The sequence below is a fragment of the Vibrio amylolyticus genome, assembly GCF_023145695.1.
GTDB classification, from domain to species: Bacteria; Pseudomonadota; Gammaproteobacteria; order Enterobacterales; family Vibrionaceae; genus Vibrio; species Vibrio amylolyticus.
Genome location: NZ_JAJHVV010000006.1, coordinates 187,995 through 201,299, shown reverse-complemented (window position 1 = coordinate 201,299; position 13,305 = coordinate 187,995). Strand labels below are relative to the sequence as shown.

Genomic DNA, 13,305 nt, shown 5'->3' with positions numbered 1-13,305 from the left:
AGTATTACCTAAACCCTTAACTAAAGGGATTGAGTTTGACTACACAAACTCACAAGCCAGTTTGTAGCACGAGCTCTGTAAGGGGCTCCATTGTTGTGTGGATTTTACAGTCTACACAACAATGTCCTACTACAAGGAGTGCCTATGATCATCGTCTACGGATATTACAAGGACGATCCCATGGAACTGATTGGCAAAACGCTTGACCAACAAGGCACTTTCATTGCGGCCAAACCTATTGGACGCATTGATAATCGATTAACCTTTGCCGCGCTGGTTGATAGCCCTGAGCCTATTCATTTCCCAGTCGTTCTCCCCCACTGCATTCTTGTAAAAGAACAAACATACACCCACAAGCCTTATAAACCCCATCTCGTCAATACGGCGGTTATGGATGCCAAGCAGCGCAAAACCTATTGTAAAAAACTCAAAAAGAGACAGCCCTTAAATACGTCGAATTGGAAACTGCACATCAGTCGCAACCGAGGTCTTAAATGGGTACGCGATCATTTAGCGGCGTAATCTCATCACTTTTTAATCCCGAAAAGGCTCTACGTCATCCAGCGTTGAGTCTTTTTTTATTTCAACTCAAATAAGGAAGCCATTTATGCCTCTTATTAATAAAAAACATCCCCACCACGTTCTTTTTCTATTGCTAGCCACCTTTTTACTGCTCTGCTTCGCTGCACCATCATTCACCGCAGACTTGTTTGCAGGTGGTAAAGCCACCATCAAATCAACCGCAGGTGACGATTCAGCGGCTGAAATGGCCTTACTAACCGCAGGTGCACTAGGCGCCGCAGCAACCGGATTTATGACACGAAACTGGTTCGCCGCCATTGGGGGGTTTGCTGGCGGTATGATTTTCTGGGAAGTCATTAAACCGCTTGTCGGCTTAGCTTAAGACTCGGAAGGTGATGTATGGATAACCAACCGCTCTTTTTTGCTATCCCCAAACACCTCAATAAAAGCAAGCGCATATCAGGCTTACCCCGAGACGAAGTCTTGCCAGGGTTTCTTCTCTTTGTGCTCTTCTTCTTAGCCGGTAAATACTTGATAGGCCTTATCCTTGCGGCCACCTGGTTTATGGGACTTCGCTATATCAAAGTTCAGTACGGTGAAAACATCATCGCCTTAACCCTCTACTGGTGGGGGAACAGCTCACTCAATCACAGTGTCTTCAAACACACTCCCGCGGCGCAAAAGCGTTACTGGCTCTCTTAAGAGGGACACATTATGGATAACCAACACCAAGGTAACTTACTTGCACTGAGTAAGTTACTGAACTTTCTTCTCGTCTTTGGGTTTGCGACATCGATGCTCGTGAACGTGGCCTTAGGTCTAAGCTTGGCAAAAACTTCATCAGAAAAGAGTCGCACTCTCGTTCCCCCAAAGATTTCACAAGCGTTTACGATTTCAGATACGGCCATTGATGCGCCTTACCTTCAGCTTATGGGCGAATATTTTTTAAAACTCAAACTCAACGTGACCCCTGCGAATGTCGTTAGACAATACGGCCTTTTGCTTGAGTACGTTCCAGCAGAAAACTGGTCAGCCATTCAACCGGTATTAATCCAAGATGCCGAGCATCTTAAAAAGTACAACACGACCAGTCGCTTTGACGCCCTGCCTGGGCGAACCGAAATTTCGATTGAAAATAGGCAGTTCAAACAGACAGGCCACCTGACAAAGACCGTCGGCGACCGCACACTGCCATCAGAGCTTGTGACCTATACCGTTCAAATGGATTACAGCAACGGTGTGATTGAACTCATTGGCATCCAGAAACAAGGAGAAAAAGAATGAAACCATTATCATGGCTGATGACCGTGTTTATCGCCACGCTTAGCCCTTTCGTGTTAGCAAGTAATGTCCAAAAAGCCACGTTTCCCTTTGCTGACGGCGACACCATTCCCGTGAGTTTATCGTCTGTGAACATCAACCGCCTCGTGGTCGAAGAGGATAAAATCCTTAACATCACCTGCCCTCACGGTTTTTGTACCACTAACGGTATCCAAAAAGATAAAACGGGCTCGGTGTCCTTAAAGCTGAATGTCGCGCTCCCCTTTACCGCCCATGTCCTCACTCAAAAAGGGCGTCTTTTCGCGCTCTTCATTACCCCAAAAGCAACACCAGGCATCGTCACTGCGTTTACACCCACCGACCGCCATCTATCTCAGCCTTCCGTGTTTGAGCGCGGCTTTGATTACCCTTCGGCCATCGCTAACTTCACCAAAGCCATGATGACATGGAAAGAAAATGGCACACCAATTTCAGGATTTAGCCTTCATCCGGTAGACCCTAACACCTTGCCAAAAAAGGACTCCTTACTGCCCGTCACTCCGCAAACCGTGTTCGTTGGCAGGGATCACTCAGGCATCATTTACGAAGTCAAAAACAATTCGAGTGACACCGTCACGCTCACAACCGCACAGTTCTACAGTTATGCCGCTCGAAGTGCGGCGCTGGATACATTTGAGCTCGGCCCAAATCAAACCACGCACCTGTATGTGGTGACGGGGGGAGGAGTGAATCATGCTCGATAACTGGAGAAAACGCCTTTTTAGTGACACGGATGGTGACTTTGAGCAAGGTGGCGAGATTAATCAACGCACCGCATCAAGAAACAACACCGTCACCATTATCGCCGTCTCTGCCCTGCTCCTTGCCGCATTAGGACTGTATCAATACACCAGACCGCCTGCGCCATCACAAGAAGAAAGCCCTCAAGAGCCTGTCGAATTTGGTGCCATCATTGATCAAGGTTTTGTCGAAAAAGACAACCAATCGGCGCTCACCCTACAACAAAACACGCTGTCTGGCCTAGAAAAGCAACTCGCCGACTTGACCCACTCGGTGCGCACTCATCAAGAAGAGACGCAACGTAAAATCGAGCAAGCAAAAGAGAAGACCGCTCGCTTAGTTGAGGAGCAAGTACGTGACGAGTTTCGACGTAAAGACGCGCAGCTTCAAGCCCGTATTGATGAACTCGAACAAGGCACGTCGGAGGTCGTCAATACCGAGCCATACCGTAGCGTCCATACTCAAGGAGCCATTAACCGTTCAGAAACATTTGGGCAGCACAAGCTTCCGCCGAGACCCGTTGCCTCCTCTAACGACAACCCGGATATGGCGCAGATGCACTATCCGCCCTCAGAGCAAACCCCTTTCAATCGTAATGAGTTTGATAGCTTTGATTTCTTTTGGGAAAGCGATGAGAACACCTATCACCGCACCACTGAGAACTATGTGCCAACGGGCACCTTTGTCACTGCAGTGGTGACAGGAGGTGCTGACACCAATGCTGGCGTGCTTGGCCAAGGCGATACCACCCCCGTCGTCTTTCAAACCATCCACGAGGGTATCTTACCCAATGGTGAACAATCCAAGCTCAACAGCTGTACCATTACAGGCTCATCCTATGGTGAGATATCGTCAAGTCGAGGTATTGTCCGCACTAACCGCATGAGCTGCATCCAAGACGAAGGGCGTATCTTAGACGTCGCCATCAAAGGAACGGCGTTCAACTTCGGGCGCAATGGCATACGTGGCACCACCATTCTAAAAAATGGTGAGATTGTTCAAATGGCAGGGATTTCCGGCATTTTGACTGGCATCGGCGAGACAGGTCAAGCGCTCTCACAAACCACCTCCACCTCAGCATTAGGCACAACCTCAAGCATCAACAGCCAAGATGCCGCGTTGAACTTGCTGGGCAATGCAACCTCAAGTGTGGGAGAAAAACTCTCCGATTACTACATTGGCCTTGCTGAGCTCTACCACCCCATCGTAGAAATCAACCCAGGCGCGGTTGTCAATATTGTCTTCTTAGAGGGCTTCCCACTGGATCCACTCATGGCTGAAGAGTACGAACGCCAGCAATTGGCAGAGCAAAGCATGTCGAGTCAATCGAATCAACTCCTCGATGTGATCACCAACACCCCTCTTAATCCATTGGCGAAAGAGTTGTCTACACAAGGCATTGACGTTTCCCCAACTCCATTTGGCCGCAAATAAAGGAATATGAGTATGTTAAAACTCTCATCAATGCTCTTTGCTGCGCTGCTCTTAACAGGCTGCGCAGCAGGTCTTGGCGAAGATTACAGCTGCACCAAAGTCGGCGGCGTACAAGGCTGCACCAGCATGGACGAAGTCCGTCGACATATCGATCTCTACGCCACCTCAGAAAACCAAACGTCCGCTGCGCAAGCTGACCGCGTTCCAATGGATTTTATGACTTTACCAAGGCGCACACGACAAGGTGAGCCAACCCGAACGGACGATGTCGTGAAAAAGGTCACCGTCTTTCCGTTTATTGATAAAAACGGTCATTACGTTGATACCACAGACATCTATATCATTCTTGATGACAGCCGTTGGACAGGTCGCCCAGTGCGCGCCATATGGAAGGACTGATTATGTTCATGAATTTTTTTTCAACGCCCAAAACGGGCACGTTAGGGGCGTTTTATCAAGACGTCAAAAAGCATCAAAATCACTTCCATCATGAGCTCCCCTATCGCACCTTCGACAATGACACCAAGATTTTCCTCAATCGAGCGTCCCATGGTATTGGGTTTACGCTCAACGTCTTAGGCGGCGCTAACGATGAGCTCATTCATTCACTCAATACGTTGGTGTGCGAATTGCCTCAAGGGGATAAATGGGATTACCAACTGTCGCTGTTTGGCCACAACAAAGTGGCGCATTTCATTGAAGCGAATCAAGCGCTTATGAGTAAGCGTGGGGGGATTTGTGAAACCCTCGCCGCGAAGGAGGCGCAATACGCGCAATTTGCCGCCACACAAGGATTTTTCCACAAACAACGCCATCATTTTGATCTCCGTGATCACCAAGCGTATTTCTTTGTCTCCACCACGACAAAAGACGATGAATCGCTATGCGACTTACGAGCGACCATTGAAACGGCCTTCAGCCAGCTTGGCATTGAAACTCAAAGGTTGTCACCTGAGGGGCTTATTACCTTTACTGGCGACATCTTAAATTTTGATGCGATGCAAGCGCGCCCTACCGAGCGCGCCTACAACCGTTATGATCCCATCAATCAACAGGTGATGTCGAGTGATACTGAGCTGCTTATTCGTCGCAACCATATCGCCACTCGTCATACGAACCAAGGAGGCGTCGACACGCGAGCACGCACGGTCTGCATGGGGCTGGCTAGAACCCCAAGCGACTTTCGGCTCTACTCGCTCCCCGAGTGCTTCGCATCGATCCGCAATATCGCTCGGCATGTTACGTGTCCTCACGTCCTGACCTTAAACTTTCGTCAAGAAGTGACGGGAAACTTTGAGCATAAAAATAACCGCAAGATTTCAGATCTCACCAAAACGGTCGGCTCCTCGCTGGCCATGATCATGCCAACGGCCAAAGATGAACTGGGAGAGCGAAAAGGACTGCAAAAAGGACTCAGCGACAAAGAGTTTACCATCAGCTCAATGGTATTGAACCTAACGCTGTTCACCAACAAGACGCAACAACGCCGTGATGTACAAGCGGCGAAAGAAGCCTTTTCGGCAACAGGCCTTGATATCCGGCCTCAAATTATGCTGCAAACACAAAGTCTGCTGACAGCTCTGCCCTTTACGATGAGTGAAGGGCTATGGCGAGATTGTGGTGTCGCGGGCAAAGTACGCTCGATGAAAAGCTCAAACCTCGTCAACTTCTTTCCTATTGTGCTGGATGTCAAACGTGTGACTGGGGGATTATTGCTGCCGACCATGCGTGGCCAAATTTCGTTCTTTGACCCGTTCAACTGTGGCAGTGACAATAAGAACATTGCCTTAACAGGCGGCTCGGGCGCAGGGAAGAGTTTCTTCGTTCAAAGCATGGCCAAGTCGGTTTACGCGTATGGAGGGAAATGTTGGATCTTAGATAAAGGTGCCAGCTACAAAAAGCTGACCCTGATGCTCGGTGGCTCATACCTCGACCACCGTAACATCTACCTCAATCCATTCACTCACCTTGGTAAAGTGATCGACAGCGCGAAACAAGCCAAAGAAACCCTGCAATTTGTTAACGACGATGGCCAACATGAAGCGGTTGATCCTATCAAAGAAGCACTCAGTAACATTACCGCATTGTTTGCCACTATCGCTTCCCCTTATCAAGAGCTAGAAAGCTACCAAATGGCGGTACTTGGCGATGCCATCATTCGCGCTTGGGAGCGAAAGCACACCGAAACCTTGGTGGACGATGTTCAACGCGCCTTGTTTGAACTGTCAAACGAATACAACGACGATCGCCGTATCCATGATATTGCCGTGCAGCTTAACAAATATTGCAGCCATGGCATTTACGGCGACACCTTTAATAAACCGTCGATGCTCGACCCAAGCATCGACATCACCACCTTGGAGTTGGATGGTTTCAACGAAGACGTTCTGCGTCCGGTCATTTTTGCTCTGATTGTCTCTATCAACCAACAGATGTACCTATCTGGCTCTCGCTCTACGCCTAAGATGTGCATCATTGAAGAAGCCTGGAGTTTAATGAGTGGCGCTAACGCTCAGACCCGAAGCTTCATCAATACTGGTTATCGCACGGCCCGTAAGTTTGGCGGCTCATTTTGCACCGTCACACAAGGCATTATTGACTTCTTTGCGAATGAGGAAGCCCGGGCGAGTTACGACAACAGCGATATCCATATGGTACTGAGACAAGGTGACGGCTTCGATAAGTTCTTAACCGAAAACCCGAAAGCGTTCAGTGAGGTGGAAGAGCGGATCATTAAAAGTTTTCCGCGAGCCAGTGACGCCGGTTACAGCTGTGTTCGCGTCAAAGCCGGTGGGCATACCTCGTATCACCGCATGTTCTCTGACCCTTTTTCACGCGCCTGTTTAAGTACTGAACCTCATGAGTTTGAGTTCTGTGAAACCCTGATGAATAAAGGCGTGCCGTTAATGGAAGCCATTAACGCCACCGCTGAGCAGTTTTACGGTAAGGAAATTGCCGAATTTGAACACGCGCTCAACGCTAAGGAGGCCCCATGAAGCCGTCATTTTCATTGATTGCGATGATGGTGAGTATCAGCGCTGTTTCGACGCTGACGGTTCACACCTTTCTCAGTCAACCCTCGCCCACGTTTGTCAGTGTGGATGTGAAAAGCACATTAGATGCCTATCACCAAGCGCTCATTAAAAAAGAGATGAGCCTTGACGAGCAAACTGAGCGGTTAACGCAGTTTGCCGACATTATGCACGAAGAAATCGAGGCATATAACGCACAGCACAACACCATTGCGTTCGTCAGCGCGGCCGTCGTCGGCGGCGCAGTGGATGTCACCCCTCAGATCCAAAGGGCCATCGTCAAACACTACCAAGACAAGGAGTGACCATGAAAAAAATAACGCCGCTCGCCCTATGGGGCGTGGCGCTCTTATTTCAGCCCGATGTTGGGGCGAAAGATTTAGGTCGAATTGGGGCGACCTTTCCCATTGGAGAAATCGATATGCTGATCTGGATAGAGCAGCGTTTAAAGGGGTTTGAACAATCGGGCAAACTGGCGGATATGCAACAAGAGTTTATCGACAAAGTGGCTGAGAGTGTTGAGATCCCGCCGCCGCTCTCACTGACCACCACCCCCACCCCCGATACGTTTTTGGTTGATCCCAGTTTAACGCTGGCTAAGGACTTAACCGATGCCAAAGGCCAGGTCTTTGCGCAAGCAGGGACACGCATTAATCCTTTCGATACAACCACTTGGCCAGAGCACAGTCGTCCACCTCACCCCTTTGAATACTCACAAGTATTGGTCTTCTTTGATGCCAGGGATGAGCAACAATTGGCCTTTGCTCAAACCTTTAAATCAACAAAGCCCATTAAGTGGATACTGACAGGAGGTCGCCCCAATCAAGCCTCAGAGCACCTCAACAGTCGCATTTACTTTGACCAACAAGGGGATTTATCCAAAAAGATGCACATCAAAGCCGTGCCAAGCTTAGTTGAGCAATCTGGTATTCACTGGAAAGTGACGGAGTTTGACGTCAGCAACGAGGTCTTCAAACCATGAGACACAAAATCAGTCTCGTATTAGTAACGATGGTGACGCTAGCCATTAGCCCTATTACGCGGGCCAGTGCGACGTGCTCTGGCCATTTTATCAACCCCATCAGTGACATTTGTTGGAGCTGCATGTTTCCGATGACCGTGGGCTCGGCCCCTATCATTGCATCGAGCTACCCCGACACACGTAATCCCAGCATGCCGATATCCTATTGCCCGAAACCCCCGCCCATTTTTATGCAAATTGGCCTCAATATCGGCTATTGGGAGCCGTATGCTCTCACCGATGTCACGCGAGTGCCTTACTGCATGGTCAACATGGGGATGGCGCTAGGCGGCGCTAACATGCAACGAATAGGAGGACGCACAACCGCGAGAGAGTCTGGCAGCAGTGACGGCGGGTTTTATCATGCTCACTGGTACAAGTACCCTATCATTTACTGGCTCCAGTTAATGCAATCGACCGCCTGCATGGCCACCGATGCCTTTGACGTTGCCTACCTGACAGAGCTCGATCCCCTTTGGGATGATGATGAACTGTCTTTCATCTTAAACCCTGAAGCCATTTTATTTGGCAACCCCATCGCGCAGCTCGCCTGTGTCCCCGAAGCCATTGCGACCACTACGAACTCCGTATTGCCTTTTGATGCTTTGTTTTGGTGTTTAGGCTCTCAAGGCAGCGCCTATCCGTTAACGGGCAATACTAACTACCGAGATACGCCAGTCCAAGCGGGCACACTCATCATGGAAAGGTTGAATTACAAACTGCACAGGCAAGGCATTGTCTGGGAAACGAGTGGTGAAGATGGCGCAATCTGTTATCAATACCCAACGCCTATTTTACCCAAATCTCGTTACCGCTATCAGATGAGCGCCCCGATCCCTGATGCAGGATGGTGCCACCCTTACACCACCACCACCGCAATTTGGGAAATGGGACACGATAACCCCACCACTGGCGATAACTTTGGATATGTCCAATGGCGTAAACGCAACTGTGTCTTTTTATAACAAGGGATAATTCATGAGGTTACCAAGCCCGATAAAAGCACGCTTAAAAGCACTCTTAAAAGCACTCTTAAAAGCGTAGTTGTTTACCGTAATCATTATAGCGTTCGCCGCTGGCCAAGGGGCACAGTACATCACTTCATCAAAAGCGCTTCGCTTTGCGGCCATCACTCACTGAACGCTCACACACCCTGAGCAAAGCGAACTGATAGAGAAATAGGGGGCCGTCTGCCTCTACAGAAACCCCCAAGAATTTAAAGCACTCCCCCCACAACATGCTCGCTGCGCTGCCCCGCGCCAAGGTTGGACACCTTACGATTGATGGCAAGTACGTCAACAATTCCCCCCTGAATGGGAAGACACAAGGGTTCTTGCTTATTGAAGCGATATGCCTATAGGGGGAACACAAATTTAAGGAAACCCCATGATATTCATTCGATCATGTTTCATAGGATCACTGACCTTGTTTTATAGTCATGTTGCTCTGGCGAACATCGGCTATACACAAGACGAGCTCAAAGCGCTCGCTAAGCTAGAGCAACAAAGCTCTTCGCAACCGCCCTCTCAACACCCCCTATCGGCCATTGAGACACAACAACAAGCCAGCCATCAATTTATTCCCTATGCAAGACAACAAGCTCGGCAATGGCAGGAGAAACTTGACCCCAATTCGTTGCAAGGCATGGTCGATATCCCCACACCAACAGACAACCCAAATGCCGCCCCCACGGGTGTGATGGTGTTTGTCTCTCTGACCATGCCCGAAAGCAGCCTCAAAGCCTTATTGAAGCAAAGCGAGACTTGGCAAGTGCCTTTGGTTATTCGAGGGGTTTTACCTGACGGCTTTCTGTCCACCGCCAATCACATTCAATCCCTGTTACAAACAAACGAAAAGACCCCCATCAACAGCGGATTCGCCATCAGTCCAGAATGGTTTCAGACCTTCAACATTCAAGAAGTGCCCACGTTCGTTGTGGTAAAACCAGGACGCTGCTTACCCAAGCAGCCTTGCAGTGAAAGTGATCACGACATCGTCAAAGGTAACGTGTCTCTTCCAGACGCATTGGCGCACCTTGCGAAGGGGGAAAATCCTGAGGTTGTTCGCCAAGTACTGCAAAGGAGAAAACAATGAACGTCGTCATCGCCGTGTGTTTATCGTGGTTGCTCACCGCTCATACCTTTGCCTCCAACCTCACTATTGTAGAGCAAGAGAAACAGTATCAAGACAACGTGGGTTGGGCGCAAAGTGCTCAACAAGGTATTCCCAATAAAGCCAATGGTAATCTTAAACTCGCGGATTATTGTGATGATGCAGAGTGTGTCCGGCAAGTGAATGATCCGCCACAAAAAGGGCTCAATGACAGCGCCATTAATAACCAAAAAACCGCGGAGTTCTATTCCAACGACACCGCTGGCGCCATGCAAGACAACTTTGATAAAGGCCGACCTAACGTCAAGTCCGACCCCACTTACCAATATGCACTATTGGGTCAGGAAAATGCGTATGAAATTACCCATGGCATCTCTAATACCTATGTGGATTGCGAGAATGGCGCCCAGTGCATCATCGAACACATTTCTAAGCAGTGTCATCGCCCAACGAACAACAACGTCCCTTGCACAAAAGTCCCCGTGGCCACCGTTGTGACTGGCCATGTCTCCTACCGCTGTCCTGCGGGCTGGACAAGGCAAGGGGTCAATTGTGTACGCACCATTGAGCAGTGCCGTTACGATGGTCACAATAGGGTCTCTCGAAGTGGCAGCAATAGTCACTGCGCCTCTCGAGGAACACGCTATACATGGAATGGCCAACGCGTTCTTCCTAGCCAAGGCTATCGTATGGGCGCACTAAAAAGCTTTACAACCTGGGGCGCGTGTCAAGGAACCAACTGGACAAACAGGTACGAAATTTGCGGCCCTGTCCCACAGAGCATCAAAGCCACATTACGCTGCTCAAATGGATTCACCCTCTCCGGTGGTAACTGCATCAAGAACACCATGAGCTGGCGAACACAATGCACCCTAATGAACTCGTGCAAGATCACCAGTCAACAATGCATTGAAGGACGAGAAACTCGCATAATCAATGGCATTCCGACCACGCTCGATTGCTGGAAATACCAAGTGAACCACCAATGCGACCGACCGGACACCTGCTCAACGCTTGCCAGCGATTGTGAGACGATCTCAAGCCGTTGCAGTCTGATGCAAAATGGCGTGTGTGTTGAGCAAGAGCTTCAAAAGTCATGCCCTGAAAAAAAATGCAGCACCACCCATTTGCGATGTCTCGACACCACCTTTTGTCTCGATGGCGATTGTTATAACGGCACACCCACTCGCTCTCAGGACTTTAACCAATCCGCGGCGGGACTGGCGGCTATCGCAGAAGCCGCAGAGGGATTAGGCGATCCACCTTTAATCTTTACCGGAAAAGGCATGCAGTGTACTGACAAAGCCTTTGGCTTTGCCGACTGCTGCAAAGATGGGGGCTGGGGAACGGGGGTTGGTCTGGCTGAATGCAGTGAAGAAGAGAAAGCCCTCGGACAGGCCAAAGAGAAAGGTATCACGATTGCATTAGGGGAATATTGTGCCAGTAAAGTCTTAGGGGTTTGCACGCGCAAAAAGAAGGGTTATTGCGTCTACGGCAGTAAGCTTGCTCGCATCGTTCAAGAGCAAGGCGTGAAAGGCCAGCTTGGCATCAGTTTGGGCTCTGCCGAACACCCGTTATGCGAGCCCATCCCCCCTGAGCAGCTACAGAAAATCAACTTCGAACACATCGACTTTTCTGATTTCTATGAGGATATGCACGAGAACACGAACCTTCCTTCCGCCTCCGAAATCCAAGACCGCCTACAAAGTACGTATGGGCAATAGTCCATGCGTAAAGGAAGCGATGATGAAATACCTACATAAGACAAAATTAGCGTGGCTATTGGCCCTGTTGATCTGGGCGTTCAGTCATGCCCAGATAAGTTCTGCCAACCCAACCACCCCGAAAGGCTGGAAATGGTATAACGAACCGAAAACCCACCCAGTGACACCAAAGCCTACGCCCACCCCCCTGCCCTCAAATACGAAGACCACCGTAATGAGCGCCACTGAGCAGATGCAGTGGTTTCATCAGACTTATGAGGAGGTAAAGGCTGACGCCACCCTTCACTCCGATGATGAAGAGAAGTATCTCAAACTGATGCAGCTCAATCACTTCATTGGTGAAAAGGCGGCCCAAACAGGCATGACGTTTAAAAAGCTGCTACTCAAATATCCAGAGTACTCTTACGTCAAAGATCGCCCGGTGGAGCAAGCCGCAAGAAGTCCCTATCACCAACAAGAGCGCCAAAAGAAGATCGATATGGTGGAGCAGATGAAAAACGAGGGTTGGGGCTTTTTCTTTGTTTATGAAGGGGACGATCCGCTCACTCAGAGTCTGGCTCCCTCAATGCAGCAATTTGCCGATACGTACAACATTGAACTGCTCGGCGTGAGTAACGACGGCGTGTTCATCGACACTATCCGTCAAAACCGCCTCAATAATGACAAAGTTGTCGTGCCGTTTACCCCTGCCCTGATCTTGGTCAATCCCACCACCTCAGAGTTTAAGCCACTCGCTTACGGGTTTATTTCACAAAACGACTTATTGGGGCGCTTCTATAACGTCGCAACCAGTTACCAATCCCCTGACTTTTAACCATCAACGACACACATAGGAAGAAAAACCATGCTCAAACGTGCACTCTTTTTCCTTTTATTCATAACCATTGCCTCGTCAAGTTATGCCGTCATGCAAGATGAGTATGCGATGGTCTTTTTCTATCGTAGTGACTGCCCTTACTGCCACCAGTTTGCCCCTAAGTTCAAAGCCTTTACTCAGCAAGCGCAGTTACAAACTTACGTCTTCTCACTCGATAACCGACCGATAGCACAATACCCCGTGCCTATTCCGGCCACGCTCGAGATCATTCAATTGTTCTTTGAGAGCCCAAGAAACATCACGGTTCCCGCGACATTTTTACTCAACGTCAACAGCCAAAAGTTTGTCAAAGTATCCGTTGGGGACGTGACTTACGACGCGCTAGAACAAAGCGTCAAGGGCATATTGAGTGATAAAGCCCTATTAGAGGCGATGCAGTGATCCTGTGACTTCGAGTAAAAAGCACGGAGTAAGATCATCGCGATAACAAGCAGCCATAACCCAGGTCACACAGTAAACCGATACCCTATGTCCGCGCCGACCTTTCTCCTCCCCGCCAATTTGCCCTGACGACGAACAGAA

At 49.4% G+C, this 13,305-nt stretch carries 14 protein-coding genes and 1 pseudogene; all 15 read left to right on the top strand.

Annotated elements, in window-relative coordinates; translation table 11 throughout:
• The first annotated feature begins 144 nt into the window (after positions 1-144).
• The 15 genes and pseudogenes from KP803_RS11185 (at position 145) to trbB (ending at position 13,164) form a co-directional block, all read left to right on the top strand.
• Positions 145-522, top strand: coding sequence for a hypothetical protein (locus KP803_RS11185; protein ID WP_248008916.1), 378 nt, complete (start codon positions 145-147; stop codon positions 520-522).
• 40 nt (positions 523-562) lie between these two features.
• Positions 563-904, top strand: a pseudogene (gene traA / locus KP803_RS11180) (type IV conjugative transfer system pilin TraA); the annotation flags it as partial.
• 17 nt (positions 905-921) lie between these two features.
• Positions 922-1,224 carry a type IV conjugative transfer system protein TraL gene (gene traL / locus KP803_RS11175; RefSeq protein WP_248008914.1) on the top strand — a complete coding sequence of 101 codons (303 nt, stop codon included), beginning with the start codon at positions 922-924 and terminating at the stop codon, positions 1,222-1,224.
• A 12-nt stretch (positions 1,225-1,236) separates the two neighbouring features.
• Positions 1,237-1,806 (top strand): type IV conjugative transfer system protein TraE, encoded by a 570-nt coding sequence (traE, locus tag KP803_RS11170; protein WP_248008913.1) that lies wholly within the window; start codon positions 1,237-1,239, stop codon positions 1,804-1,806.
• Complete coding sequence (gene traK / locus KP803_RS11165; protein WP_248008912.1) at positions 1,803-2,546, top strand: type-F conjugative transfer system secretin TraK; 744 nt, start codon at positions 1,803-1,805, stop codon at positions 2,544-2,546. The genes traE and traK overlap by 4 nt, the downstream gene beginning before the upstream one ends.
• A complete protein-coding gene (locus KP803_RS11160; RefSeq protein ID WP_248008911.1) occupies positions 2,536-4,017 on the top strand; it encodes a TraB/TrbI/VirB10 family type IV secretion system protein in 1,482 nt (493 codons plus the stop codon). The genes traK and KP803_RS11160 overlap by 11 nt, the downstream gene beginning before the upstream one ends.
• 12 nt (positions 4,018-4,029) lie before the next feature.
• Positions 4,030-4,416, top strand: a complete 387-nt coding sequence (traV, locus tag KP803_RS11155; protein ID WP_248008910.1) for a type IV conjugative transfer system lipoprotein TraV — start codon at positions 4,030-4,032, stop codon at positions 4,414-4,416.
• Positions 4,417-4,418: 2 nt separating this feature from the next.
• On the top strand, positions 4,419-7,013 hold the full coding sequence (traC, locus tag KP803_RS11150) for a type IV secretion system protein TraC (protein WP_427916944.1): 2,595 nt from the start codon (positions 4,419-4,421) through the stop codon (positions 7,011-7,013).
• Positions 7,010-7,354, top strand: a complete 345-nt coding sequence (gene trbI / locus KP803_RS11145; RefSeq protein ID WP_248008909.1) for a type-F conjugative transfer system protein TrbI — start codon at positions 7,010-7,012, stop codon at positions 7,352-7,354. The genes traC and trbI overlap by 4 nt, the downstream gene beginning before the upstream one ends.
• A gap of 2 nt (positions 7,355-7,356) precedes the next feature.
• On the top strand, positions 7,357-8,031 hold the full coding sequence (traW, locus tag KP803_RS11140; protein WP_282437252.1) for a type-F conjugative transfer system protein TraW: 675 nt from the start codon (positions 7,357-7,359) through the stop codon (positions 8,029-8,031).
• Positions 8,028-9,035: a conjugal transfer pilus assembly protein TraU gene (gene traU / locus KP803_RS11135; RefSeq protein ID WP_427916943.1), complete on the top strand. Its 1,008-nt coding sequence runs from the start codon at positions 8,028-8,030 to the stop codon at positions 9,033-9,035. The genes traW and traU overlap by 4 nt, the downstream gene beginning before the upstream one ends.
• 421 nt (positions 9,036-9,456) lie before the next feature.
• Positions 9,457-10,164 (top strand): type-F conjugative transfer system pilin assembly protein TrbC, encoded by a 708-nt coding sequence (gene trbC, locus KP803_RS11130; protein WP_248008907.1) that lies wholly within the window; start codon positions 9,457-9,459, stop codon positions 10,162-10,164.
• A complete protein-coding gene (traN, locus tag KP803_RS11125) occupies positions 10,161-11,906 on the top strand; it encodes a type-F conjugative transfer system mating-pair stabilization protein TraN (RefSeq protein ID WP_248008906.1) in 1,746 nt (581 codons plus the stop codon). The genes trbC and traN overlap by 4 nt, the downstream gene beginning before the upstream one ends.
• Before the next feature lie 22 nt (positions 11,907-11,928).
• A complete protein-coding gene (traF, locus tag KP803_RS11120; protein WP_248008905.1) occupies positions 11,929-12,720 on the top strand; it encodes a type-F conjugative transfer system pilin assembly protein TraF in 792 nt (263 codons plus the stop codon).
• 30 nt (positions 12,721-12,750) lie between these two features.
• Entirely contained in the window at positions 12,751-13,164 is a 414-nt protein-coding gene (gene trbB / locus KP803_RS11115; protein ID WP_248008904.1) for a type-F conjugative transfer system pilin assembly thiol-disulfide isomerase TrbB, read from the top strand.
• The last annotated feature ends 141 nt before the right edge of the window (positions 13,165-13,305 follow it).

Bases quoted from the DNA above. Each gene is read 5' to 3' on its own strand.
- KP803_RS11185 (WP_248008916.1), top strand. From the start codon at position 145: ATGATCATCGTCTACGGATATTACAAGGACGATCCCATGGAACTGATT.
- traL (WP_248008914.1), top strand. From the start codon at position 922: ATGGATAACCAACCGCTCTTTTTTGCTATCCCCAAACACCTCAATAAA.
- traE (WP_248008913.1), top strand. From the start codon at position 1,237: ATGGATAACCAACACCAAGGTAACTTACTTGCACTGAGTAAGTTACTG.
- traK (WP_248008912.1), top strand. From the start codon at position 1,803: ATGAAACCATTATCATGGCTGATGACCGTGTTTATCGCCACGCTTAGC.
- KP803_RS11160 (WP_248008911.1), top strand. From the start codon at position 2,536: ATGCTCGATAACTGGAGAAAACGCCTTTTTAGTGACACGGATGGTGAC.
- traV (WP_248008910.1), top strand. From the start codon at position 4,030: ATGTTAAAACTCTCATCAATGCTCTTTGCTGCGCTGCTCTTAACAGGC.
- traC (WP_427916944.1), top strand. From the start codon at position 4,419: ATGTTCATGAATTTTTTTTCAACGCCCAAAACGGGCACGTTAGGGGCG.
- trbI (WP_248008909.1), top strand. From the start codon at position 7,010: ATGAAGCCGTCATTTTCATTGATTGCGATGATGGTGAGTATCAGCGCT.
- traW (WP_282437252.1), top strand. From the start codon at position 7,357: ATGAAAAAAATAACGCCGCTCGCCCTATGGGGCGTGGCGCTCTTATTT.
- traU (WP_427916943.1), top strand. From the start codon at position 8,028: ATGAGACACAAAATCAGTCTCGTATTAGTAACGATGGTGACGCTAGCC.
- trbC (WP_248008907.1), top strand. From the start codon at position 9,457: ATGATATTCATTCGATCATGTTTCATAGGATCACTGACCTTGTTTTAT.
- traN (WP_248008906.1), top strand. From the start codon at position 10,161: ATGAACGTCGTCATCGCCGTGTGTTTATCGTGGTTGCTCACCGCTCAT.
- traF (WP_248008905.1), top strand. From the start codon at position 11,929: ATGAAATACCTACATAAGACAAAATTAGCGTGGCTATTGGCCCTGTTG.
- trbB (WP_248008904.1), top strand. From the start codon at position 12,751: ATGCTCAAACGTGCACTCTTTTTCCTTTTATTCATAACCATTGCCTCG.